Consider the following 23,728-nt stretch of genomic DNA (forward strand, 5'->3'; position numbering starts at 1 on the left):
AACGGTTACAAAATTACGTATTTTCTATTTAATAGAATTTCACACGATTGTCTTTTATCTTTGCATTTTCCTGTAAAGCCTGGAAAGCTGATCCTAATGAACGCTGCCCTAAACTTAACATCATGCTTTCTTTTTGTTTAAACATGTTGGCAATTGGTGCAGGATTTGTAAATCCATCTACTGAAAATACATAAACACCACGTTCGCCTTGAACAGGAGCAGATACTTTACCTGGCTGTGAACCGAAAACGCTTCCTACTAAAGCATTTTCCTGTGCTACACCTGGAATTACAGGATTGGCAAATACCACGTTCTGTACTGGATTAACCGGACGTGCAACTTTAGCTGCAACCTGATCGATACTTCCTTTACCTGCATTGGCTAATTTTTCTTTTAATTGTTTTGCTTTAACGGCATTAATTACCATTGGCTCAATTTCCTTCTTCACATCAGCTAATGATAAAACACCTTTCGGGCTGATGGTAGTTAAACGCGCCACAACATAAGCATTGCTCATGGTATAAATTTCAGGTAATACATCACCTTTATCTGCTGCGTAAGCATCCTGGATTAATTTACGTGGGTTATCCAATCCGGCTGCAAATCCTTGCGTAGCGGCAACCTTATCAGCAACAGCAACTTTTAATCCTTTTTGTGCAGCAAACTTGCTAAAGTCGTTACCTTTCACATCAGTTAAGAAATTGCTTGCAGCTTTGTAAGCAGCTGCCTGGGTTTTGCTACTTGCATTTAATGCTTTTTCTACGTAAGCTAATTTAGCCACTTTAGATGAACCGATCTGTTTTTCGATTTTAAGCACATGGTATCCAAACTGAGATTTTACTACTTTAAGATCTCCTGTCTTCCCATCAAAAGCTGCATTCTCAAACTCAGGTACCATAGCGCCACGGGCAAAAGCCGGCATTTCGCCACCTTTGTCTTTCGAACCATCTACACTGTAGTTTTTAGCCAGTTCTGCAAAGTTAGCGCCTTTTAAAATCAATGCTTTTAATGAATCAGCTAATTTAAGTGCTTTATCGTCGCCACCAACTTTAGCCGGATCAATTAAGATGTGGCTTGCTTTTACCGAATCTGGAGAGATACGGGTAGATACTACCTTTACAATTTTGTATGAGTTACCGCTTAATTTAGGGCCGTAAAAACTGCCTGCTGGTAATGCAAACACTGCCGAATCAACTGCAGGATCTAGCTTGCCTTTTGTGATATAAGTAAACGGAACTTTTACATCTGAGTTGATGGCTGCGAAAAGCGAATCGTTTTTAGCCACCTGGAAATCAGCAGCAATTTTGTCTACCTGAGCTTTGATTGCCAATGAATCTGCTTTGGTTGGACTGATACTGAAAGTAACATATTCGAAGGCACGTGTTTCCTGTGGATTGTTGAAACGTGCTTTGTTCTGCTCATAATATTCTGAGTAGTCGTTGTCTGTTAATTTAACAGAAGCATCCGGAATAGAAGTATAATCTAAACTTACGTATTTAAAATTAGCCAGTTTATTACGGTTGGTATATTCATCAGTAGCTTCTAAAGAAGTTACATAAACCGAATTACGGATCAGGTTAGAATATTTTGTCTGAAGGGCCTGATTTTTAATTTCTTCCTGTAACATATTAGATTGCTGCAAAGCCTGAGGTTCTTTCGATTTTAGAAAGTTCATCAAAGTAGCACGGTCTAACTGTCCTGTCTGAGGATTAGAGAAATATTGTTTAATAAGGGGGCTAGGGTTTTGACCTTGTAATAAATCTACCAGTTCATCTTCAGAAACTGTTAAACCTAAACGATCGTACTCTTTAGTTAACAAAACTTTTGCTAACTCCGCATTCCATGCCTGATCAACAGCCATAGCAGTCATCTGGGCATTTGCACTGCCGCCATATTGCTGTTTCATCTGGTTTACACCCTGATCAACCTTTGGTCCGAATTCATCAATACTGATATCCTTACCATCAATTGATCCTACAACTTTTTGATCTGCTGCCCAAAAAGGTTTACCCACGTTAATTGCATCACCTACTAAAAATGCAACAATTGCAAAACCGATGGCAAAAACTAGAATATAGCCTGCACGGTTACGCAAAAATGTCATTAATCCCATATTGTAATTATAAATTTATTTAGTTCTTTTTTAAGAGGGCGCAAGATACAAATTTGCCTCAAAAAAGAAAACACAAAATTTTATTTATCAAGTGTTTAATTTTTAAGCAAATACAGGCCCTGTTTTAATGATTGAATGACAGAATTTTGAGTGATTGAATTAGATAATATGTGGGATAAACATCCGAATAAAGCCATTTAACATTCACTCATCTCGTCGTCTAGGGCGCTACGCCTTCCTTCATGTTCAGCTCGCCGTTTCCACTATCCATTTCATAAGTGCTAAAATCCTGCGGAGCTTTAAAGTTAATGCCTTCGCCTATGCTTCCATCAACACCTTTCACATATACCCGTTGATTGGAATAAAAAATCTTTTTCGACTCATCCCAGATCAGCTCCTGCGAAGAAAAAGTATCGCCCTTACTGTTTTTTACGACTACATTTTTCCTAAATTCGGTTTTAAGCTCATTATCCTTCCTAATGGCGTAATCGCAAACCAGGTTTCCATCAATGGTACCGTTAGGGTTATAAAAATCGATATTTACCCCCTTAATCATTTCCTGATAAGCGCTTCCGTTTGAAGGCGTAACCTTATCCATTATTGGGGCATAACCTTTAGCCTTAATTCTGGCCGAATCGCTATAAGTAATGTCGACACCTATGGTCCGATCCCTGGACAGGATTACCTTATTTGGTGAAACTGAATTGGCATTTTTCAGATCGTCGTCTCCACAGGAAGCCAGAAAAAAAGGCAACACCAGAAACAGACCATATAAAAATGTCCTTAAGTTCATTAGTCTACACGGTACTTACGGAACCAGGTATCGTTCAAGGTAAAGCCTAAGTGGAAATTAATAAACTTCTCTTTAACAAGATTATCGCTTAACGTTCCTCTTTGTCCGAACTCGGTTGTAAAGTTGATTTTATAAAAAGCTGTACCACCGTTAGCAGTAGGCAACGGGAAGCCAAAACCTAACGATGCACCCATTTGTTTGATATCCTGATTACCGATTTTAATATAAGTTTTATCGTAATTAACACCAATGCGGTAATCTACACGTTTCATATAACTGTTGTAAGAATATGCATCTGGTGTCCACTGGCCACCGAGCGATGCTCCCCAGCTGTCTTGCAAACCTTGACTTACATTATTGATACTTGTTGCAGACCATTTACTCATTCTAAAATCGGCACCGATCATCCACTTATCATTTTGCTGGATAGAGATTCCAAAATTGTGCGTTAATGGCAAGGTAAGGTTAGATTTTCCGTTATTCGCAATATTTAACGTATCGGCTGCAGGGTTTTCATTACCACTTTGATCCCTTGTGTAGAACGTAGCAAAAGAAGTTTGTGTTGAATTTATTTTCCCAGAAGTACTTCCCGAATAACCAAGGGTCATAATTGTTTTCTTGCCGATATTAAAATCGTACTGGATGCCATAAGAGTAATTTATACCGCCAACACTGTTTTTATTTTGAAGTTTGGCATTATAAGACCCTGCCGATTGAAATTCGGTAGCCCGGGTAGTTTGGAGGTTACCAAAAATATATTCTAAGTTACCACCAATTCTTAAATGATCGCCAAAACGATAACCATAACCTAAATAAGCTTTTGATAAGCCGCCTTCGCCTTCATAAAGCTGGTCTAAAGTGGTTGTATCAACTTTAGTTGTGTTTCTGTAAGAATAACCCAAATCTGAGTAAGGCAAAATACCAAAACTCAAGGCCGACCTTTTGGTAACCGGAGCGGCAAATGCCAAATGACTAAAAGTAGAATTGAAACTCGTTTCGCTTAAATTGTTTCGTGAAAGATTGGTTATACCAGCACTCATTCCCACATCAATGGTAGTTAAAGATATTCCGGCATAAGATGCCGGGTTTTGCATATTAATATAATTGAACCCTGTTACTTTACCTACTGCGGTAGAAATTCCACCCATTGCCCTAAGCTGGGGCAACAAAGATCCCTTTATATTTCCAAGTCCATATCTTGAATATGGCGATGAAGTGGTAACCTGTGCATGAGCACTTAAACCACAAACTAGAACGAGTATGGCTGCAATATAATTTATTCTTTTGTACATTTTAATCTGCAATAGCTTCATTTAATCCTTTTAATACTAAGTAAGGATCTTTTATAATTTGAGGCGCAAAGATGCTGTTTTGTAATTGTTTATACAAAAAATTAGCATCACCCCCCGTTATAATTACCTTCAGAGCACTTTCTTTTTTATTATTTAGGGCAATAAAGCCTTCAATTTCGTTTATTATTCCTTGTAAAATGCCGTTTTTGATTGCCGATTGGGTATCAGTGCCTTCCACAATATCCTCATTTGCATCCCATTCTACCAATGGCAACCGGCCAGTAAATTCGTGCACAGCCCTAAAACGCATTTTAATGCCAGGACTTATACTTCCGCCAAAATATTCTTTCGAGTTACTTAAAACATCGTAAGTAATACAGGTACCCGCATCAACCACTAAACTTGCGTTTGCCGGATATAAGCCATTTGCACCCAAAATAGCAGCCCATCTATCTAATCCTAAAGTAACTGGCGTTTTATATCTGTTTTGTACGCCATTCGTCAACATAGTTGAAAAACGGATATACTCGGTATGCTTTTTTAAAAATACTTCTAATGGTCCAATTTCCTGGTTAACACTACTGATGATGGATTTCGCTGGCGAAAACTTCTCAATCAATTGAGCCAGATCAAGTATCCCAATTTTATTGAAACGCTGATGATGAATAATTTCCTTACCTGCAAAAACGGCAACCTTCACAGCAGAATTTCCAATATCAATGCTTAACCTACGCATTTAAAATCTCCCACTGCAGATAATATGTTCTTAGAAATTCCAATGACTCCATTTTTTATCCATCTTGATTAAAACTAAAAAAGCTTTAATTCAAAAATCATGCACAAAGCTATTAATCTTTGTCAAGTTTCGTTCTAGTTATTTGTTAAAAAAGGTTAAACAAACAGAAAATACTGTATTGAAAGCACAAATAAAACGAACAATGTTTCGTAAAACCAACGTTTTTTGGCATTGCTAAAATAGTAGGCCAACAGTACCGATCCTGGCGGTACACACAGCAAAAAATGCCAGGTCCTGAAATCGGGTTTAAGGTAAAAACTAGCTGCCGAGATAATAAACATGAAAAACAACAGCTGAAAACTTTTCCGTGTACTGATAAAACTCCTGAAGAAATTTTCCCTGAGCTGTAGTGATGCCAGTATGATAATTACTGTTACCGGGATCAGCACCAGGTAATCGTTATAGTTGATTTTAAAAACCGAAGGAAACTTATTGCCTAATGGTTTCCATATCTGATAAAACGAGCTTAAATTATCATTCCAATAATAAAATACGGCCAGAAAAAAGAAAACCGTAATAAAGCCAATCAAGCCAGCTATCCATTCTCGCCAGTTAAATGATCTAAAAAGCAACAGTGCTAAAAAGATCATAAGCAACATGGTCATAAACGGAAAGTAGATCAATGTTCCAACTCCAATAATCATCCCGATATCGAAAACAGTGGTAATGGAGTTCGCACTTTTACCCAATTTTAAAAATTTGTCTATAATCCAAATCAAGAGAAAGTTGCATAACAATGCCGGACTTAGGATCATAAATGGCATGAACAAGCTTGTTCCTGTTATAAACATCAGCCCTGGAAGGAAACTGGGTTTGGCCAATAAATTATGGTTGTTTACAATTCGGTTGAAAATTAAAGCCTGTACATAAACCAAAAGTGCCGCGATAAAAATATTGGTATATGGCGTAAAGGCATTGTCTAAATCTATATTGATCAGCAATCGCGCAAAGGGTTCCAAAAAATCAAAGTTCAGCTTGTCGTGCGTTTCATGAAAAATGGCAATACGCAAAAAAAATGTGTATGCCAGCAAGAATACGAGGTTAATTGGATTTAGCTTTCTAAACTGATTAATCATGCCTTTTTAAAGAGTAGGCAAAGTAAAGAAAATAATTTAACAGTATAGCAGAAAGACCAAAGCTTAAAGACTAAAGACTAAAGCAGCGATGCATATAGTTGTCTATCTCGTAAAGTTTTGTCAGTCAGAGCGGAGTCGAAGACCTTTTGATTAAGGGCGATTAAAAAAGAAATCTTGTTCTTTTTAGAAAAGCGGGGTCCTGTTCGTATAGGTTCCGATAGTCCTGCCATCCGCTTTACCTCACTACGTTCGCTGCCCGCTACTGTCAGGTTTAGATTACTTAGTACTGTACCACAGATTAGAATAAGCTAAGACGAAAGCAGGGATGTATAGTTGTCTATCTCGTAAAGTTTTGTCAGTCTGAGCGGAGTCGAAGACCGTTTGATTAAGGGCGATTAAAAAGAAATCTTGTTCTTTTTAGAAAAGCGGGGTCCTGTTCATATCGGTTCCGATAGTCCTGCCATCCGCTTTACCTCTCTACTTTCGGTGTCCGCTCCTGTCAGGTTTAGATTACGCAGTATTGTGCCACGGATTAGAATAATCCTAAAGATCAAAGCGGATAGGTAGCAGCGGACGGTACCAATAGGCGATAGATAGCTAACCATTCCCAAAAGCGCTGCTTTGCGTTAAATAAACCCGGGAATAGCGGCAGCCCCGATCCTTTATCGGGCTAAAGCGAATAACGGGGCTGTGCAAGCCAAAAGCTTCTGCCATTCATTTCCAAAATCAAACAGCTAACTCTGGTGAGTAAAATCATGATAAGGATCCTTCGACTACGCTACCATTGACGTTATTTGCAAATCATTATTAATCAAAACTTTAGCTGCTTTAGTATTTCCATCCAGCTAGGCCATAGCACTATACCCCCGTTCTGCTTAAATCCGGCCTAACAAATTTTTCGGGCTGCACTGTCCAAGCCAACCCACTAGCTTCGAAAGAAAAATTTTCAGCCGGCAGTTTTTGTTTCTTTTTGATGCCAAAAAGAAAGAGCCCTTCGGCGGCGGCGAGCCGAGGCAAGACCGAGCAGTAGGAAAAGGGAAACGATTGTACGTCACTCATATTGATTTTTATACAATAAATTACCCCTCAGGATGACAATCCGAGGGTGATCGACTTTGGACTCAGGGCTGAAGACTCAGGACTAAACCCTCGCGTATTTCTTCACCATATTATCAATGATCTGGGCCGTTTCATCTGGGAAATTAAACTCATGCTGTTGCGGGTTTTCTACCCAGCTTTTAATAATCGGCAGCCAATTCCTGGTACTTCCCCAAATTACAGGCAAACCAAACTGTTTTAAAGCATAAGCGTTACATTGTTGCTCAAACTGGAAACGCATCGGCGCAACCAGCAGTTTTTTCTTTAAATAAAGGGCTTCTGCAGGTCCTTCGAAACCACCGCCGGTAAACAAACCTTCGCAGGTGGCCAGGCTTTTATTAAATTTTTCGTTGTTAACGGGCTCTACAAAAACATTCCCTTCCTGGTAGGCAATTTTACTGTGTTTAGAAAAAACCTGCCACGTAACTTCAGGGAGCTGTGTAAAAAGCTTTACCAAACGTTTATCATCAATGGCTGGAAGATATACTGTATAATGGCCTAAATTTTCGCTTTTCAGATTCCGGATTTCTGCCCTGATTACCGGGGTATGAATAAAAGTATCGTAACGGTCGAAATGGAAGCCAATGTGGTATTTGGTAGGTGCGTAGCGGCTCAAGATCAGTTTCCCCCAATCTAAAGTTCTTGGACGGGGTACTTTTTTAGATTTAAAGGCAGCCTGATGGCTCAATGATACACATTCTATGCCCTGCAGTTTACAGGCCCAGGCGCTTACAGGTTCAAAATCGTTAACGATAAGGTTGTAGTCTTTCAACGGCAGCTGCTTCATATCTTTTCTAAAGCGGAAAAGATTCATGTTCAGCCATGTTTTAAAATGGTCTACACCACCTTTTTTCCCAAAGATAAAACTGAAACCATGCAATTGGTATTTTACAGGCTGACTGAGTTTCACATCGGCCTGTGTTCCACTTACTAGAATATCCAATTCGCCATACTGCTGAAGCAAAGGAATAATTTCCCTCGCCCTACTGATATGACCATTACCTGTTCCCTGTATTGCGTAAAGTATCTTCATTTATGCCCGAATATCTAAAATTATTGGGCAATTTCATATTTTATATTCTGTAAAAGAATATTTATGTCAAGTTTACTTTTTAAATCCTCCGCATCAGAAAGGATTCCTTCATCCAATTCGTCTTTCGTAAAATGTTGATGTTCGTACTTAAAAACCGTCCAGTTTTTATTTTCATACTCCAAAGCGGTTAAACTTTCCACCCAATCCCCACTGTTCAGATAAACCACTTTTCCATCTTCTGTGGTAATTTCGCGTTGCTCGGCCTGGTGGATATGGCCACAAACCACATAGTTATATCCCTTTTCAATCGCCAGTTCAGCTGCAGTTTGCTCAAAACTATTGATGAACTTAACGGCATCTTTAAATTTAGCTTTGATTTTTTTCGAAAAGCTCATTTTCTCCCGACCGAATGCGGTAAGTACCCAGTTTACGAAACTATTAATGAGGATCAGTGTATCGTAGCCAACCGCACCAAGTTTAGCCAGCCATTTAGAGTGCTGCATGGTAACATCAAAAACATCGCCATGAAAGAACCATGCCTTTTTACCGTCCAGCTCCAGGATTAACTTATTCTGGAGATGGAAAGTCCCCATTTCCATGCCATCAAATTTGCGGAGCATTTCATCGTGATTTCCCGTCAGGTAATGAACCTGAACACCCTCCGATACGAATTTCATTAGTTTACGGATCACCTTCATGTGCGATTCTGGCCAATAACTTTTGCTAAACTGCCAGATATCGATGATATCGCCATTTAAGATCAGTGTTTTGGGTTTTATGCTCTTAAGATATTTTAAAAGTTCTTTTGCGTGGCAACCATAGGTACCTAAATGTACATCGGATATTACGACTACATCGACATTTCTTTTATCCATAAACGGGAAATTTTAGGGGGAAGGATCTTATTACCGCTCGATTAAAGCAGTTCAGAGATAAATTAGCTGTGTTACCACTCCTCTTCCTCATCGAGTTTTACCTCAAAGGGGCTAAAGAAATAAAGTACAACAATTAATAAGCACACGGCAAAGAATGATTCCAACATATCATCTGATTTACATTACAAAGGTAAGACTCTGTATATCAAACAAATGTTACGACATTGTTAAATTTTAGTTTGGTGGTTAATTAGTTTACTGGTTCATTTGTCATTGGTTCATTACCCACCGTCGTCATTGCTGAGATGGTCCGTAAAGCAGAATACAGTAAGATTTAGTGTCTGTTGGCCTAAAATGGTATTTCTTAAGCACAGCGCCACTTCCATTCTGGATAACCATCCTGAACAATGTAATTAAGTGAGTATATCTGTTGTCAGTCTGAGCCTGTCGAAGACCTTTATTTGTCGAAAACAAAAAAACATTTGTCCTTCGACAGGCTCAGGATGACAAACCGTGAAAATATTCCGTGTTTCTGTGTTTCCGTGGCAAAAAATCACAGACAACAAAAAACCCCGCAAGATTATAATCCTGCGGGGTGTAAATCTATTTAAAGATACATTAAGCTTTAACTGCTTTCTTTTTCTTCTTTTCTTCTGAGTAAAATCCGAAACCTAATCCGGCCAACAATAAGATCGACCCAGCTAACGAGATTTTCTCTCCAGTGTAATATGATGTTGGATGGAAAATAAACTCAAGTTTATGGTTACCCGCTTCTAATTGCGCTGCACGTAAAACGTAATCGGCCCTGAAGTATGGCTTTTCAACACCATCGATATACATTTTCCAGCCTTTATCATAATAGATTTCTGAGAACACTGCAATTACATCTTTAGCGGTTGAGTATTCGTAAGTTAAATGATCAGGGTTATAGTTGGTTAATTTAATAAAACCTTCCTGGCCAGTTCCTAAACGTTTGGTATCAATCGAATTTTTGAAACTTTCATCAACTATGGCTTCTTTTTTAGCATCAAAACTGCTAATGGCCTTCATTTCTTCATCAGCATTTTTAGCAAACTGAACACTTTGTACAAACCAGGCATTGCCCGCAGCCGTTGCATTACGCTGCATCTTATACGATCCGTTTTGCGGATCTTGTGTAATGATGTACTTGGTATTTAACATGTCCAATACATCCTGGTTAACACTTTTAGTAAACTGATGCTGAATGAGTTCATCAAAACGTTTCAATTTAGCGGCATGATAACCACCAATTGTTTTATGGAAATTAGATGTACTGGCATCACTAAAAGTATTTATGGTAGCATCGAATACCCTGAAATTCGGGTCTTTATCGGCCATAATAAAATTATCAACGTCTCTTGGCTTAAAGAAATCTGAAGCCGTTTTTTTGTACTCAAAATTTTGGTTATTTAAGTATCTACGGTCTACTTGCCACATATCTACCAAAACAGCCAGCGCCAACAAGCCTAAAGCCAGTTGTGCACTTAATTTTTTGGTAATAAATGCCCAAACAATCCCAAAACCAATAACAACAAAAAAGAATGAACGCAAAGCATCTGCACGACCAATTGCTATTCTATCTTCTACTAATCCGTTTGCTATCTTTTGGGCAATGGAAGCATTATTTTGTAAAGTCTGTGTTAAAGCCTGCACAATTTGCATATGGTTTGATGCTTTAAAGCTGAAAAACAGCGTAGGCACGATTGCTACAATTAAAGCGAAACCACCAGTAATACCAGCCGACCAGGTTAATTTTTTGATCAGAACCTTTTGGTCTACATTACCATCCTGAATTTCCTTGATTGCTAAAATTGCCAATATCGGAACCATTAAACCAACTACTGCCAAAATGGATTCAACTGCTCTGAATTTATTATAAAGTGGGAAATAATCGAAGAATAAGTCACTTATAAGAGGGAAGTGGCGGCCAAAAGAAAGTAATATAAACAAAACTGTTGTTGCCAATATCCACCATTTTAACTGACTACGAACAATGAATAAGCCGAAAACAAATAAGAAACAGATAATTGCACCAAAATAATAGCCACCTTGGGTAAATGGTTTCTCACCCCAATACTGTTGCATATTTAACTGTGACCCCAACTGCTGAATAGCTTGTGTTGTTTGGGTCGGATCACCCCCTGTAATTTCAGAAACAGCTTTATACATGTTCCCTTCCGGCTTCACCAACTTATCTACTCCAGAGGCACCGCCATATAAATCTGGGATTAAAAAAGTAAAACTCTCACCAACACCCTGGCTCCATTGGTAAGCATACTCTTTTGACATACCTGCCCCTTTTTCTGCTGTTGAAGATTCTGTGGCGGTTAAATTAGATTTACCACGGTTTGTTTCTTTAGCATATTCTGCTGTAGACCATAATAAACTTGCGTTAATCATTATAGCAATAGCAACTGAAAAAGCTAGAAAAGCGAACGATTTTAGCAGGTTTGAAACGGTTTTATTTTTAAATGCCTGGTAAAACTCTACAATAACAAAAATAAAAATAGCCAACATCAAATAATAAGTCATTTGAACGTGGTTAGTTCTTATTTCAAGGGCTAAAAACAGTGCAGTTAAACTCGCTCCATACCAATATCTCCCCCTTAGGGTTAACAATATACTTGCTATTATTGGCGCAAAAAAGCCAATTGCCAATGCCTTGCTACTGTGCCCACTTGCAATTAAAACAAAATTGTACATGGTAAATGTAAATGCAATTGCACCTGCTGCAGCCAGCCAAGGATTAACCTTTAATACAATAAACAAGAAATAAGCGCCTAAAAGCAATAGAAGAACTGTACCTGTTGGATTAGGCAGGGCTTTGGTAATTAAGGCAATTCCATAAGTAGCGCCGTTATAGGCGTAAGGTACCCAAATTTGGTAAGCAGGCATACCGCCAAACATCTGGTTGGTCCAAAGCGGTGCCTTACCATCCTTTTCTTTAAAGTCCATAATTTCCTTTTGCATCGCTTGCGATTGGATCACATCGCTTTGCGCTGGGGCTTTACCTACCAAAACAGGACTGAAGTAGGCAAAAGTGATGACTACAAAAAATGCAATAATGGCTAAGTGAATGCCATTTTTATTAAACCAGTTATTCATTAAGGTTTGTTTAAGTTTAAACGAACGTCAAAAATAAAAAATTGGGCGGTATAAAAAAGTAATAAATTAAATGCATACTGAATAAAAAATTAGATTTGTAACAAAGAATAAAAATTCAACCTATTTATTATGAGAAAGTTTGTCGTTACAATCGCTCTTGCTTTGTTATCTTTTTCTTCGTTTTCGCAAATTGTAAGTTTAAATACCAATGAAATTAAAAAGCTGAAAACCCAGATCAAAAATGACGGGGAAACCAAAAAACTATATCTGAGCTTTGAAAAATCGGCATTAAATTATCTAAACGAAAACCCGAATCCAATTGATACCATCAGAACTGAAGGATTATTAAAGGGAAATCCCAGAAAAGAGAAAACCAGATTGGCCCTGGCAGATATGAACAAAATGTTTGCACTGGCCTTACAATACCGGATTACCGATGATCAAAAATATTTAAACAAATGTGTAGAATTTCTTGGTGCATGGGCCAAAATCAATAAGCCAAATGGCGATCCTATTGACGATACCAATCTGGATAAAGCCATTGAAGCTTACGACCTGATTAAAAAAGATATCCCAACAGCTGATAAAAAACAGATTGAACAATGGCTTACTGAAACGGCTTTAGCAGAAATTAACAGCAAGCGGATGAAAGCGGGGAGAGCTACCGCCATTAATAACTGGAACGCTCACCGGCTAAAAGAAGTTAGCGAAATTGGTTACACCTTAAACAATCAGCAGTTTATTAAGTGGACCATCGACAATTTAAAAAGCCACATCAATATTAATCTGTATGCTGACGGAACAAGTTTGGATTTTAAAGAGCGAGATGCCATGCATTACCACATTTACGACCTGGAGCCTATGCTAAAGTTAGCCATTATGATCGATAGGGCAAAGGGGCCTAATTTTTATACCTACGAGTCGCCAAAAGGATCTTCGATCAAAAAATCTGTAGAATGGTTGATCCCATACATTAACGGGGAAAAACAGCACGAAGAATATGTAAATACGACCGTTAAATTCGATCGCGACCGGGCAAAGAACAACGAACCTGGATTTGCTCCCGGCACAATGTTTAAACCCGATTTAGCATTACCGGTATTAAAACTATCGGTCTATTTCGATAGGGCACAGGCTGAACTGTTAAAAAAAGTAAATAACAACGATACCAGCTGGCAGATGGTATTGGATAAACTACAACGCGAAAGCAAATAACCTCCAAAAAAAATAAACTTTCAATAACTATTGAAAGTTTAAAAATAAGTTTATATTTGTGCATGGAACTAGCAGCAGCAAAATTAAAATTTATAGAAGCTTGGGGCAAATTAGGCTCCGAATGGGGAATTAACCGCACCATGGCCCAGGTACATGCGCTGTTGCTCATTTCTCCAGAAGCACTTACTACCGAAGAAATTATGGAAGCGCTCAGTATTTCCAGGGGAAACGCCAATATGACGCTCCGCGATTTAATTGGATGGGGTTTGATAGAAAAACAACACAAAGCAGGCGAGCGGAAAGAGTATTTTTTTGCAGATAAAGATGTTTGGAATATTGCCCGTCAGGTGGCTAAAGAGCGTAAAAAGAGAGAGTTAGAACCTGTTTTAAAAGTTTTAAATGAGCTTTCTGGCGTAGTGGGCGACGAAAAAGATCCTGAGTTTAAAACCTTTAAAAAATCGGTAAGCGATATTAACAAACTTGCTGTCAACGTAGATAAAACTTTAGAAACGATGCTTAAAGCTGAAGAAAGTTGGTTCTGGGGATCGGTGTTGAAGGTGTTTAAATAGATATGAAAGGGAAGATTTGAGATGTGAGATATTAGATATGAGAGGGAGGTATTGAGTAGTAAGTATCGAGTATCAAGATATATTCATCCTAAACGCTAACCACTAAACGATAAACCCTAACCATTAAAAAGCCTTACCCTTAAGTCTGGCTTAATTTTTTAATCATATCTTTCATTTTTTACTGAAAGTATTAAAATTTAAATAAAATGAAAACGCTTAAGAACCATGTGATTTTATTTGATAATGAATGCCCAATGTGTTATGCCTATACCAAAGCATTTGTAAAAACAGGTATGCTGGCCAAAGGTGGTCGTGAGGCTTATCAAAGTATGCCTGAAAACATTTGTCCTTTGGTTGACAAACAAAGAGCTGCCAACGAGATTGCACTCGTAAATACCGAAAATGGTGAAGTAACTTATGGCATCCAGAGTTTATTTAAAATTATTGCGCATGCCATGCCCATCTTTAAACCGCTGTTTTTATTTGGGCCTTTTGTTTATTTGATGCGTAAGTTTTATGCCTTTATCTCTTACAACCGTAAAGTAATTATTCCTGCGGCTGTTAAGGAAAAAACTATTCAGCCCAGCTTTAAAATCCAATACCGTTTGGCCTATCTGCTTTTTACCTGGTTTGTTACAGCTTACATTTTAACCGCTTATGCACATCTGCTTACCGATTTTGTCCCATTGGGCAGCCAATATCGCGAATACCTTATCTGTGGTGGACAAATGTTTTTTCAGGGCACCATCATTGTTTTTTATAAAAAAGAAAAACGCTGGGATTATCTGGGCAACATCATGACCATCTCTTTTGCTGGTGCACTTTTGCTTTTGCCTGTTTTGATTATCGCACAATACCTCATCATCCCTTCTATATTTTTTATCCTTTACTTTTTAATGGTAGCCGGACTTATGTTTTTGGAGCACCTCCGCAGAAGCAAGCTGTTACAATTGGGCTGGACGATGAGTATTACCTGGGTGCTTTACCGTTTAATTGTTTTAGGTTTAATCTTTACTTTATAGGAATCATGAAATACGGAAGAATTGTACTTGCAGGAGGAAACGGATATTTAGGCACCGTACTGGCCAAACACTTTAGTAGTCTGGCTAATGAAGTGATTATCCTATCTAGAAAACCACAAGCTGCAGCAGGGAACATTAAAACCCTCTTGTGGGATGGCCAAACCCTGGGCGACTGGGCAACAAGCCTTAGAGGTGCAGATTTACTGGTTAACCTCTGTGGTAAAAATGTAAACTGTAGGTACACCCCTAAAAATAAGAAAGAAATTATCAGTTCCAGGTTAATCCCTACCCGTTTACTCGGCGAAGTAATCAAAAGCCTGGAAAATCCACCAAAACTTTGGATCAACATTACCTCTGCGACCATTTACCGGCATGCTGAAGACCGTCCGCAAGATGAACTTACGGGAGAAATCGGCGATGGCTTTTCTATTGAGGTATGCAAGGCCTGGGAAAGTAGTTTTTTTGAAAACGAAACCCCAAAAACCAGAAAAGTGGCCCTCAGAATGGGCATTGTACTGGGACTAAAAGATGGCGCATTTCCACGCTTGCTCAACCTGGTTAAACTGGGCATGGGTGGTAAACAGGGCAATGGCGAACAGTATGTAAGCTGGGTGCACGAATTAGATGCCGCAGGCAGTATTGAATGGCTACTGAACCACGATGAGATTGAAGGCATAATCAACTGTACCGCACCCGGGCCAATTAAAAACCACGTGTTTATGCACAGCATCAGAAAAGCATATGGTATCAGCTTTGGTTTGCCTGCCCCAGCCTGGCTACTGGCTATAGGCGCAAAAATAATCGGAACAGAAACCGAACTGATTTTAAAAAGCAGGTGGGTTAAACCAAGCAGATTGTTGAACAATGGCTTTGAATTTAAGTATGCGAAGATAGATGAGGCAGTTAGGGGGTTGAGAGCGGAGGGTTAGAAGGGTATAGTGGAGCACGCAGGGTGCCCAACGGCAGTATGAGTAAATTAAAAATGGCAACAATTATTTTAAAGACACTGATTAATGCGCCGATTGAACGCTGTTTCGATCTGGCTAGAAGTATCGACCTTCATGTACAGTCGATGCAAAGTTCTGGTGAGAAAGCTATCGCTGGGAAAAGAGATGGATTGATCGGCTTACATGAATCGGTCACCTGGCGGGCCAAACATTTTGGCATTCCGTTCGAAATGACAAATAAGATTAGTACAATGGAATACCCAACACGCTTTGTAGATGAGATGGTTAAAGGCCCCTTTAGAAAACTCCACCACCGGCACCAGTTTAAAATAATAGGTGCTCAAACAGAAATGACTGATGTTTTTGAGTTTCAGGCACCGTTTGGTTTATTAGGTCGGCTTGCAGAAAAAATATTTCTCAAAAATTACATGCTGAAACTAATTGAGAAAAGAAACATGGTAATCAAATTTCAAGCTGAATGGTAATATGCGTTATCTGTGCCTCGCACTATCATTAAATTGCCAAAGCACATTAATAATCTTCCAGGCCCCATTTAATTTAACAAGGTGCATATAATCGATCCATTCATCTGCAATTAGTTTAACCGAAGCCGTTTTCTCTGAAATATCAAGCATTTTTATTTCCTTTTTAGGAACAGCAGGGAATTTATCTTTTTTGCGGTTATAACTTTCAGCTAAGATAACCATTGATTCTGCAGAGGTTTCACGAACATAGTCCTTGTTTGTTTCCTTGTCCGTCCAAAATGTGCGTTTAACCAGTCTTGGGTGCAAAGCCTGCTCCATTTGTTTAGGATTTGGGTTATGTTGCGATTCTATATAATCAAGAGCAACACGCTTGATTTCTAAACTATCCTGTTTTGTCTGGCTAAAGCATTTCGTGCTTACCATCCACAAGGAGATAAAAACAATAAAATATTTCATAGTTGTGGATATATATCTGATTTTCGAGTTGAGGGTTAAAAGCATTAAACTTAGACTATATATTTTGAATTTAAACAAAAAACCCTGAAACAAGTTCAGGGTTTACTTTTATTTCACTTCTTCGTAGTCTACGAAGTCGCCGAGTTTATCTGTTTTACTTTGATCGGGTTTTGGAGGCATATAATCTATCGAAATAGAGCCTTCAGGTTTTGACCGTCTTTGTTGTTGCTGCCCTGTAGCCTGGCTCTGCATTTTGCTGGCCAGGTTATTAAACAGCATTGGCAGAATTAACCTAATCAACATTCTGATCAGCCAAAGTACCAATATTGTGATGAAAATGAATTTTACTAATGCCATTTTTTAAATTACTGTTGTTACAAATATAGACGTCATAAAATTTATTTTGTTACTTATTGAGCCTTTAATTGCATTTTGATTACAAATATAATACGTAAATAAACCTATAAAGGTTTTAATATCCACGTTAATCTTCAATAATTTCAGCTACTCGGCCTACCTGACCATCTTCGAGCCTCACTTTGATCCCTCTGGAATGAAAGGCGGATGAAGTAAGCAGATCTTTCACCACACCATAAGTGATATTTCCCGACCGTTGATCTTTCTTCAAAATAATTCCGACCTCTAATCCTGGATAAATGTCTTTTCTGTTTTGCCCGTCCATATGTACTGTGGTATGATTAAAGCTTCAAATTTCCATATTTATTTTGAGTGTTAGGGTAATTTACTGAAATCTATTTCAGGTTTTTTACCTGCGCTGCTTCTGGTAAAGATTTTTCTTGGTGTGGTGTAATCGTTAAAAAAACCACCGTTCTTTAAATAAAAGGCGCCCTTATCTACTCCTCCCTGATAATCCATCCGATATCCTTTTGCACCCGTATTATCGGTAGTAAAGCGCGCGGATTTTAATTCACTCCATGTTCCTTTATCATCGCAGATCCATTGGTTATCGAACAAAACTTTTCGCGATAGGTCTCCCTGTACTGGTGAAAAGTTTTCTAAAAAGGAATGGAAGCGTTTTAAATAAGTTTTAGTCTGCGGCCTGGTAAAACTGGCTATCAATTGCCATTTATTGATTTCGGGTGCAAAGAAATATGCAGTGTATGTGGTTAGGCTATCTTTCCCAGGTACACCATGCAACAAGAATTTATAGGTATTTCCTGCTTTCCACATGTAGTTCAGGTAGCTCTGGCCTCCAGCACCTTCATTCCCAAATTCTCCTGTATGTACACCTTCTCCTTTCTTTAGCATTTTTATTTTGTGCGATTCCGGGATACTTTTGGGATCGTCGGTATTGAAAGGGCTCCATACCGAAAATAAGATATGCCGTTCGGTTGGACTATTTACCTGCATACCGAAATAACCTTCACCAAATCCATTCGCCATAAAATAAGAGCCTAAAATATCTTCACCCTTTGGCACAGTTACTTCGTTATAATACCACGCTGCATTTACATTATCAGGCTGCTGATAGTTCAGGTGAACCGATGGACCACGTCTGCCCCAATGAAAAAAGTTGCCTTCGTTGTTTTTAACATAAGCGGTTTTGCCTTCCGTGGCTGTTCCATTAATGGATAAGGTTTGTATTGAAGGAAATTTCGCTCCACTTTTGCTTATTCCTTTAATGGTTAAGGCTACATAGCCTGTGTCTTTAATGCTCCACTCGCCAATCTTACCATCAAAAGCTTTGGTTTCGTCAAAACTGACCTTTTTAGATTGATTGTTGATGGCAAATTCGAGCACCGATTGCCCATCGACTACAGGTTTATCGCTTAATGATACCGTTATGGTACCAGGCTTGGAAACCCGAAAATAAGCTGTAAAATATTCTTTTGGATTGGACCAGTTTACAATTCCCCTGTTGGATAATGTTCTTTCTGAATCCTGATGTAAGGAACTGTAAGCATTTCCGGCAAGTGGGAGTGAAATTGTTGTCGCATTTTGGGCATGACTTTTAAGCCCCAAGGCGCCGAGTACGATCAGCGCGAGTAGTTTTAGAGATTTCATTTGATGATTTTTAGATAACTTATTGAAAGCAATTCTACCTCAAATTATCTAAAAATCAATCTTTAAAACCAAATCGTTACTTGCCGAATTTTTCGTTAAACATTTTCTCTAAGGCAAACATTTCGTCGCGCAGTTTTGCTGCCTGTAAAAAGTCCATGTCTTTTGCTGCTTTTTGCATGTCCTTACGTGTCGTATCAATTGCCCTTTGCAGCTCCGCTTTGCCCATGTACTGTACAATCGGGTCTGCTGCAATACTGATTTCTGCATTTTCTACATAAGCCCTGGCTTTATTGTCGCTGGCTTTTTGTGAAAAATCGAGCACAGAAGTCTGCTCTAAAATTGCTTCTCTTGATTTACCTACAGTTTTTGGGGTAATTCCATTTTCAAGATTGTAGGCAATCTGTATATCTCTACGTCTGTTCGTTTCTGATATAGTCTTCTCCATACTATCTGTTATGCCATCAGCATACATAATTACACGGCCCTTATCGTTACGGGCAGCACGGCCTATGGTTTGGATCAGCGATTTTTCAGACCGTAAGAAACCTTCCTTATCGGCATCTAAAATAGCAACCAAAGTAACCTCCGGCAAATCCAAACCTTCACGCAAAAGGTTAATTCCAACCAACACATCAAATTCTCCTAAACGTAAACCACGAAGAATCTCTACACGTTCGAGGGTTTTAATTTCAGAATGGATGTACCTGGTCTTGATATTTAAGCGATCAAGGTATTTTGTTAATTCTTCAGCCATACGTTTGGTTAATGTGGTAACCAGAATACGTCCTCCGTCTTTTATGGTAATATCTATTTCATCCAAAAGATCGTCAACCTGGTTAATGGCAGGTCTGATTTCAATAACAGGATCTAACAAACCTGTAGGTCTAATCACCTGCTCTACTACCACACCTTCTGATTTTTCTAATTCATATTCAGCCGGCGTTGCACTTACATAAATGGTTTGCGGTGCAAGGGCTTCAAATTCATTAAAGTTTAAAGGGCGGTTATCAAGAGCTGCCGGCAAACGGAAGCCATACTCAACTAAAGATAATTTCCTCGATCTATCTCCGCCATACATGGCCCTGATCTGTGGAACGGTAACATGGCTTTCGTCAATTACCATTAAATAATCTTCAGGAAAATAATCTAACAGACAGAAAGGACGCATGCCAGGTTGCCTTCCATCGAAGAAACGCGAGTAATTTTCGATACCGGAACAATAGCCTAGTTCTTTCATCATTTCGATATCGAAATTGGTACGTTCTTCCAAACGTTTTGCTTCCAGTAAATGCCGATCTGCAATTAACTGGTTCTTACGGATTTCAAGCTCTTCCTGTATTCCCCAGATCGAAGAATTGAACCTATCTTTCGGGGTAACGAAAAGATTGGCCGGATAAATGGCCATATCTTCTAATTTCTCTATGGTTTTTCCAGAAACCGGGTCAATCGACGAAAGCTCCTCAATATCATCACCGAAAAAAGAAATGCGGTAAGCATGATCAAGATAGGCCGGAAAAATATCAACGGTATCGCCTTTAACCCTAAAGGTTCCGCGTTTAAAGTCTGTTGTAGTTCTGGAATATAAAATTTCGACCAGACTATGCAAAAATGCATTCCTCGAAATCCTTAAGCCCACGCCAAAACGGAAAACCATCCGCGAAAAATCTTCCGGATTACCCATACCATAAATACAGGAGATGGATGATACCACGATAATATCGCGCCTACCGCTCATTAACGAAGAGGTAGTACGTAAACGGAGTTTTTCAATCTCCTCGTTTATGCTCAGGTCTTTTTCGATATAAGTATTACTTGATGCGATAAAAGCTTCAGGCTGATAATAATCGTAATAAGAAACAAAATAATTCACCGAGTTTTCAGGGAAGAAATTTTTGAACTCGCCATAAAGCTGCGCTGCCAAAGTTTTATTATGACTCAAAATCAGGGTAGGCTTTTGTGTCTGCTCGATCACATTGGCTATCGTAAATGTTTTTCCCGATCCTGTAACGCCTAATAAAGTTTGATAATATTCGTTGGCATTTACGCCATCTACCAATTGTTTTATCGCGTTCGGCTGATCTCCGGTAGGTTGATATTCTGAGGTGATTTTAAATTTCATGGGTATACCAAATATACGGTTTAAGCCGCAAAGAGTAAAACAGGATAAAGTCAGGAAAGTTGGCGTAATAAGAAATTTATTCCTTTCAGAATTTTATACCCTTCAATACCCAAATAGCCTTTTAGACAGATTAAAGACATATCAACCTAGTATTACACCTCAATAAAAATCCCCATTGAAAAATTCAATGAGGATTTTTATGAAACAAGGTCATTCTCGCATAAGCGGGAATCTAAAGGCTTATTGCATTACGATTATCTCCGATGAGTACTTCGTGGTTCCCAATCAGGTTGGGAATGACGCAACTTATAACGCTATTTACCTGCAGCAGCCTGCATTGGGTTTTTACCAACCGATTGGCCTCTTACTGCTCCACCAACTTTGGTTTTATATACCTTAAACTTACTTTCTTTTGCTTTACCGCCCCAGGTGTTATTTGAGGTATCAATATCGGCAGTTTCGCGTAATGGATCTACTAAAATAGAGGCTACTTCTTTATTTTTAACGTAAAACTTAGCTGTTTTCAATTCATTATGTCTCCAAATCTGAGCAGGAATACGGTCTATTTCCTTTGTTCCATCTTTATAGGTAAACTCAACAATGATAGGCATTACTAAACCTCCTTTATTGCTAAAGCTCAGTTCGTAAAGAAATTTGTTGCCATATTTGTCCTGCTCTGCTGAGGGAACAGGTTCTAATGTTGCAGCAGTTTCCGTTTTAGTAGCAACAGTGGTATCAACAGCAACCATTCCTCTATCGTATTTATAGTAGAAATCTTGCGCTGCTGGAGTTTTATCTACGTAAAAATTAATTTTCTTATCCTCACGGTTCCTGATTTTTGAAATATCTTCAAAGGCATTAACAGCGGGTTTATCAATTTTAACCATTTTAGATTTGGCTTCCGGTAAATCTTTAGGAAAATCGGCTTTCGCAAATTTTACGCTGTCTAAAGATATATCACATGGATCGGTTCCGTAAAACCAACCTCTCCAAAACCAATCTAAATCTTCGCCGCTGGCATCTTCCATGGTGCGGAAAAGATCAGCAGGTTCAGGATGTTTAAAAGCCCATCTTCTCGAATATTCTTTAAATGCGTAATCGAAAAGTTCTCTTCCCATGATGGTTTCGCGAAGGATATTTAAACCGGTAGCGGGTTTCGAATATGCATTCGGACCGAAACGGGTAATATTTTCTGAGTTGGTCATAATTGGCTCCAGCTCATCCTTAGGCAGCTTCATGTAATCAACAATGGTATACGCAGGTCCTTTTTTACTTGGGAATTTGTTGTCCCAAAGCTCCTCGGTTAAATACTCAACAAAAGAATTTAGTCCTTCGTCCATCCAGGTCCACTGGCGTTCATCACTATTTACGATCATCGGGAAGAAGTTATGCCCAACCTCGTGAATAATTACACCTAACATCCCATTTTTAGTGCTTTCGCTGTATGTTCCATCAGTATCTGTTCGGCCATAGTTAAAACAGATCATTGGGTATTCCATTCCATTCGCAGCTTCAATACTTTGTGCAACAGGGTAAGGATATGGGATGGTGAAATCTGAATAGGTTTTAATGGTATGTGCCACTGCACGGGTAGAAAACTTGCTGTACAGGTTGTATGCTTCTTTTCCATAAAAACTCATACACATTACAGTATTGTTATTGGCCTGAATTTTTTGAGGCATGGCATCCCAGATAAACTTACGGGAAGAGGTCCAGGCAAAATCGCGGACATTATTCGCATTAAAAACCCATGTTTTTTTAGCTGTAGATTTTTTTGTTTCTGCCAGTTTGGCTTCAGCCAAAGTTTGGATTTCTACGGGTACAGCAGCAGTTTTAGCAGCATTATACCTACTTAACTGTGTTGGATTTAAAACAGCACTATAATTGATACACTCTCCTGTCGATCCCACAAGGTGATCAGCCGGAACAGTCATTTGCACTTTAAAATCGCCAAAGGTTAAGGCAAACTCACCTCTACCTGTAAACTGATGGTTTTGCCATCCCTGAAAATCGCTGTATACACATAAGCGCGGATACCACTGGGTCATGGTAAACAGGTAGTTTCCATCGGTTGGAAAAAACTCATAACCTCCACGGCCACCCACACTCATCCGGTCAGAAATTTTATAGTTCCAATCGATATTAAAGATAAATTTTTGTCCACTTCTCAGTGCTACAGGCAAATCTACCCTCATCATGGTTTTGTTAACCGTATAGGATAAATTTTTACCTGTTGCATCGGTTAATTTGGTAATGTTTATGCCATAACCATTGTTTCCTGTTATACTTAACTGATCTAAATTTTTAGTAGTTCCGGTAACAGGCATCTTAGTCGCATCCTGATAATTGGCATTTCTATCCGTGCTATGCTCGTTTTCATCAAGCTGCAACCAGATATAAGTTAACGGATCAGGAGAATTATTGGTGTAAGTGATCGTTTCGGACCCCGTTAACAACAGATTTTTTTCATCCAGCTCACATTTGATGTTATAATCGGCACGCTGCTGCCAATATTTAACACCAGGCGCTCCGCTGGCTGTACGCTGTTCATTAGGTGTTGGTAAAATGGTGCCCAACTGCTCAAATTTATTCCCATGGTTACTCCCTGGGTTATTCTGAGTATTTTGGGCCATAGCCAAACTACCAGAAAAGAATAGCAGGCCGGTTAAAGTAAATAGTTTATTCATT

20 protein-coding genes are annotated in these 23,728 nt (G+C 38.9%); 5 read left to right on the forward strand and 15 right to left on the reverse strand.

Going from position 1 to position 23,728, the window contains the following annotated elements; all coding sequences use genetic code 11:
* Window positions 1-28 precede the first annotated feature (28 nt).
* From ACN9MR_RS21500 to ACN9MR_RS21540, 9 genes are all read right to left on the reverse strand, one after another.
* A complete protein-coding gene (locus ACN9MR_RS21500; RefSeq protein WP_426326551.1) occupies window positions 29-2,113 on the reverse strand; it encodes a peptidylprolyl isomerase in 2,085 nt (694 codons plus the stop codon).
* A gap of 220 nt (window positions 2,114-2,333) precedes the next feature.
* Window positions 2,334-2,906, reverse strand: a complete 573-nt coding sequence (locus ACN9MR_RS21505) for a hypothetical protein (protein ID WP_230151247.1) — start codon at window positions 2,904-2,906, stop codon at window positions 2,334-2,336.
* On the reverse strand, window positions 2,906-4,198 hold the full coding sequence (locus tag ACN9MR_RS21510; RefSeq protein WP_426326552.1) for an OmpP1/FadL family transporter: 1,293 nt from the start codon (window positions 4,196-4,198) through the stop codon (window positions 2,906-2,908). The genes ACN9MR_RS21505 and ACN9MR_RS21510 overlap by 1 nt, the downstream gene beginning before the upstream one ends.
* Window position 4,199: 1 nt before the next feature.
* Complete coding sequence (locus ACN9MR_RS21515) at window positions 4,200-4,934, reverse strand: type III pantothenate kinase (protein WP_426326553.1); 735 nt, start codon at window positions 4,932-4,934, stop codon at window positions 4,200-4,202.
* A 155-nt stretch (window positions 4,935-5,089) separates the two neighbouring features.
* Window positions 5,090-6,070 carry a DUF6427 family protein gene (locus tag ACN9MR_RS21520; RefSeq protein WP_426326554.1) on the reverse strand — a complete coding sequence of 327 codons (981 nt, stop codon included), beginning with the start codon at window positions 6,068-6,070 and terminating at the stop codon, window positions 5,090-5,092.
* An 858-nt stretch (window positions 6,071-6,928) separates the two neighbouring features.
* The gene (locus tag ACN9MR_RS21525) at window positions 6,929-7,129 is read right to left on the reverse strand and encodes a hypothetical protein (RefSeq protein WP_426326555.1); all 201 of its coding nucleotides are present in this window, start codon (window positions 7,127-7,129) and stop codon (window positions 6,929-6,931) included.
* Window positions 7,130-7,211: 82 nt separating this feature from the next.
* Window positions 7,212-8,201: a glycosyltransferase family protein gene (locus ACN9MR_RS21530; RefSeq protein WP_426326556.1), complete on the reverse strand. Its 990-nt coding sequence runs from the start codon at window positions 8,199-8,201 to the stop codon at window positions 7,212-7,214.
* A 20-nt stretch (window positions 8,202-8,221) separates the two neighbouring features.
* Window positions 8,222-9,076 carry a UDP-2,3-diacylglucosamine diphosphatase gene (locus ACN9MR_RS21535; RefSeq protein ID WP_426326557.1) on the reverse strand — a complete coding sequence of 285 codons (855 nt, stop codon included), beginning with the start codon at window positions 9,074-9,076 and terminating at the stop codon, window positions 8,222-8,224.
* A 618-nt stretch (window positions 9,077-9,694) separates the two neighbouring features.
* The gene (locus tag ACN9MR_RS21540) at window positions 9,695-12,202 is read right to left on the reverse strand and encodes a YfhO family protein (RefSeq protein WP_426326558.1); all 2,508 of its coding nucleotides are present in this window, start codon (window positions 12,200-12,202) and stop codon (window positions 9,695-9,697) included.
* 129 nt (window positions 12,203-12,331) lie between these two features.
* On the opposite strand from ACN9MR_RS21540, the gene ACN9MR_RS21545 reads away from it, so the two are divergent.
* From ACN9MR_RS21545 to ACN9MR_RS21565, 5 genes are all read left to right on the forward strand, one after another.
* On the forward strand, window positions 12,332-13,417 hold the full coding sequence (locus ACN9MR_RS21545; RefSeq protein WP_426326559.1) for an alginate lyase family protein: 1,086 nt from the start codon (window positions 12,332-12,334) through the stop codon (window positions 13,415-13,417).
* Window positions 13,418-13,479: 62 nt separating this feature from the next.
* A complete protein-coding gene (locus ACN9MR_RS21550) occupies window positions 13,480-13,986 on the forward strand; it encodes a GbsR/MarR family transcriptional regulator (RefSeq protein WP_426326560.1) in 507 nt (168 codons plus the stop codon).
* Window positions 13,987-14,192: 206 nt separating this feature from the next.
* Entirely contained in the window at window positions 14,193-15,008 is an 816-nt protein-coding gene (locus ACN9MR_RS21555; RefSeq protein ID WP_426326561.1) for a DUF393 domain-containing protein, read from the forward strand.
* 5 nt (window positions 15,009-15,013) lie between these two features.
* Window positions 15,014-15,937, forward strand: a complete 924-nt coding sequence (locus tag ACN9MR_RS21560; protein ID WP_426326562.1) for a TIGR01777 family oxidoreductase — start codon at window positions 15,014-15,016, stop codon at window positions 15,935-15,937.
* A gap of 38 nt (window positions 15,938-15,975) precedes the next feature.
* Window positions 15,976-16,440 carry an SRPBCC family protein gene (locus ACN9MR_RS21565; protein WP_426326563.1) on the forward strand — a complete coding sequence of 155 codons (465 nt, stop codon included), beginning with the start codon at window positions 15,976-15,978 and terminating at the stop codon, window positions 16,438-16,440.
* 6 nt (window positions 16,441-16,446) lie between these two features.
* Here the strand turns inward: ACN9MR_RS21565 and ACN9MR_RS21570 are convergent, their stop codons facing one another.
* From ACN9MR_RS21570 to ACN9MR_RS21595, 6 genes are all read right to left on the reverse strand, one after another.
* The gene (locus tag ACN9MR_RS21570) at window positions 16,447-16,896 is read right to left on the reverse strand and encodes a nuclear transport factor 2 family protein (RefSeq protein WP_426326564.1); all 450 of its coding nucleotides are present in this window, start codon (window positions 16,894-16,896) and stop codon (window positions 16,447-16,449) included.
* Window positions 16,897-17,004: 108 nt separating this feature from the next.
* Window positions 17,005-17,253 carry a DUF4834 family protein gene (locus ACN9MR_RS21575; RefSeq protein ID WP_029278588.1) on the reverse strand — a complete coding sequence of 83 codons (249 nt, stop codon included), beginning with the start codon at window positions 17,251-17,253 and terminating at the stop codon, window positions 17,005-17,007.
* A gap of 127 nt (window positions 17,254-17,380) precedes the next feature.
* Window positions 17,381-17,578 carry a YwbE family protein gene (locus ACN9MR_RS21580; protein WP_086548157.1) on the reverse strand — a complete coding sequence of 66 codons (198 nt, stop codon included), beginning with the start codon at window positions 17,576-17,578 and terminating at the stop codon, window positions 17,381-17,383.
* Between the two features lie 50 nt (window positions 17,579-17,628).
* On the reverse strand, window positions 17,629-18,921 hold the full coding sequence (locus tag ACN9MR_RS21585) for a DUF3472 domain-containing protein (protein ID WP_426326565.1): 1,293 nt from the start codon (window positions 18,919-18,921) through the stop codon (window positions 17,629-17,631).
* Window positions 18,922-18,997: 76 nt separating this feature from the next.
* Window positions 18,998-21,040 carry an excinuclease ABC subunit UvrB gene (gene uvrB / locus ACN9MR_RS21590; RefSeq protein ID WP_426326566.1) on the reverse strand — a complete coding sequence of 681 codons (2,043 nt, stop codon included), beginning with the start codon at window positions 21,038-21,040 and terminating at the stop codon, window positions 18,998-19,000.
* Window positions 21,041-21,354: 314 nt separating this feature from the next.
* Window positions 21,355-23,727, reverse strand: coding sequence for a M1 family metallopeptidase (locus ACN9MR_RS21595; RefSeq protein WP_426326567.1), 2,373 nt, complete (start codon window positions 23,725-23,727; stop codon window positions 21,355-21,357).
* Window position 23,728: the final 1 nt, after the last annotated feature.

Origin of the sequence: Pedobacter sp. R-06 (assembly GCF_049913135.1) — a bacterium.
Taxonomy (GTDB): domain Bacteria; phylum Bacteroidota; class Bacteroidia; order Sphingobacteriales; family Sphingobacteriaceae; genus Pedobacter.

Bases quoted from the DNA above. Each gene is read 5' to 3' on its own strand.
- ACN9MR_RS21500 (WP_426326551.1), bottom strand. From the start codon at position 2,113: ATGGGATTAATGACATTTTTGCGTAACCGTGCAGGCTATATTCTAGTT.
- ACN9MR_RS21505 (WP_230151247.1), bottom strand. From the start codon at position 2,906: ATGAACTTAAGGACATTTTTATATGGTCTGTTTCTGGTGTTGCCTTTT.
- ACN9MR_RS21510 (WP_426326552.1), bottom strand. From the start codon at position 4,198: ATGTACAAAAGAATAAATTATATTGCAGCCATACTCGTTCTAGTTTGT.
- ACN9MR_RS21515 (WP_426326553.1), bottom strand. From the start codon at position 4,934: ATGCGTAGGTTAAGCATTGATATTGGAAATTCTGCTGTGAAGGTTGCC.
- ACN9MR_RS21520 (WP_426326554.1), bottom strand. From the start codon at position 6,070: ATGATTAATCAGTTTAGAAAGCTAAATCCAATTAACCTCGTATTCTTG.
- ACN9MR_RS21525 (WP_426326555.1), bottom strand. From the start codon at position 7,129: ATGAGTGACGTACAATCGTTTCCCTTTTCCTACTGCTCGGTCTTGCCT.
- ACN9MR_RS21530 (WP_426326556.1), bottom strand. From the start codon at position 8,201: ATGAAGATACTTTACGCAATACAGGGAACAGGTAATGGTCATATCAGT.
- ACN9MR_RS21535 (WP_426326557.1), bottom strand. From the start codon at position 9,076: ATGGATAAAAGAAATGTCGATGTAGTCGTAATATCCGATGTACATTTA.
- ACN9MR_RS21540 (WP_426326558.1), bottom strand. From the start codon at position 12,202: ATGAATAACTGGTTTAATAAAAATGGCATTCACTTAGCCATTATTGCA.
- ACN9MR_RS21545 (WP_426326559.1), top strand. From the start codon at position 12,332: ATGAGAAAGTTTGTCGTTACAATCGCTCTTGCTTTGTTATCTTTTTCT.
- ACN9MR_RS21550 (WP_426326560.1), top strand. From the start codon at position 13,480: ATGGAACTAGCAGCAGCAAAATTAAAATTTATAGAAGCTTGGGGCAAA.
- ACN9MR_RS21555 (WP_426326561.1), top strand. From the start codon at position 14,193: ATGAAAACGCTTAAGAACCATGTGATTTTATTTGATAATGAATGCCCA.
- ACN9MR_RS21560 (WP_426326562.1), top strand. From the start codon at position 15,014: ATGAAATACGGAAGAATTGTACTTGCAGGAGGAAACGGATATTTAGGC.
- ACN9MR_RS21565 (WP_426326563.1), top strand. From the start codon at position 15,976: ATGAGTAAATTAAAAATGGCAACAATTATTTTAAAGACACTGATTAAT.
- ACN9MR_RS21570 (WP_426326564.1), bottom strand. From the start codon at position 16,896: ATGAAATATTTTATTGTTTTTATCTCCTTGTGGATGGTAAGCACGAAA.
- ACN9MR_RS21575 (WP_029278588.1), bottom strand. From the start codon at position 17,253: ATGGCATTAGTAAAATTCATTTTCATCACAATATTGGTACTTTGGCTG.
- ACN9MR_RS21580 (WP_086548157.1), bottom strand. From the start codon at position 17,578: ATGGACGGGCAAAACAGAAAAGACATTTATCCAGGATTAGAGGTCGGA.
- ACN9MR_RS21585 (WP_426326565.1), bottom strand. From the start codon at position 18,921: ATGAAATCTCTAAAACTACTCGCGCTGATCGTACTCGGCGCCTTGGGG.
- uvrB (WP_426326566.1), bottom strand. From the start codon at position 21,040: ATGAAATTTAAAATCACCTCAGAATATCAACCTACCGGAGATCAGCCG.
- ACN9MR_RS21595 (WP_426326567.1), bottom strand. From the start codon at position 23,727: ATGAATAAACTATTTACTTTAACCGGCCTGCTATTCTTTTCTGGTAGT.